Annotated in this window: 1 protein-coding gene; it reads left to right on the top strand. The window is 45.3% G+C overall.

From position 1 onward, the window contains the following. Positions 1-29 precede the first annotated feature (29 nt). Positions 30-677, top strand: a 648-nt coding sequence (locus ACS8FD_RS21080) for a pyridoxal-phosphate dependent enzyme (protein WP_439277303.1), incomplete at its 3' end; no start/stop codon positions are given.

Here is a 677-nt window from a genome sequence, read left to right as displayed (position 1 = left end):
TATTATTCCAAAATAGACAAAGGTGCCCTATGTCCTCCACCACTACGCCAAACGCCAATTTTATCAATCAAGTTACCGAACTTGCTGATTGTGTTGGCCAAACGCCACTCGTAAAATTACATCGTTTGCCTGTAGAAGAAAGTATTACCAATGGAGCGACGTTGCTGGCAAAGCTCGAAGGTAATAATCCTGCAGGCTCTGTAAAAGATCGCCCTGCTTTTAATATGATTTATCAAGCAGAACAGCGCGGAGATATTCAGCCTGGTGACACCTTGATTGAAGCAACTAGCGGCAATACGGGCATTGCCTTAGCCATGGTTGCCGCGATGCGTGGCTATCCGATGACTTTGTTAATGCCAACAAACTCAACTCAAGAGCGTAAAGACGCCATGAAAGCTTATGGCGCAACCTTAATCGAAGTCGATGAAGGGATGGAGGCTGCACGTGATTTGGCATTACAGATGCAAGCTGATGGTCAGGGGGTTGTGCTTGATCAATTTAATAATATTGATAATAAGCAAGCACATTATTTGACGACAGGCCCTGAACTGTGGGCGCAGACCGAAGGCAAAATTACCCACTTTATCAGCTCAATGGGCACTACAGGTACCATTACAGGCGTATCGCAATACCTTAAAGAACAAAACCCAGCGATTAAAGTTGTCGGCCTGCAACCT

The sequence above is a fragment of the Psychrobacter sp. 1U2 genome (assembly GCF_051847575.1).
Note: the sequence above shows the minus strand (reverse complement) of the source record. Positions and strands in the feature narration are given on the sequence as shown.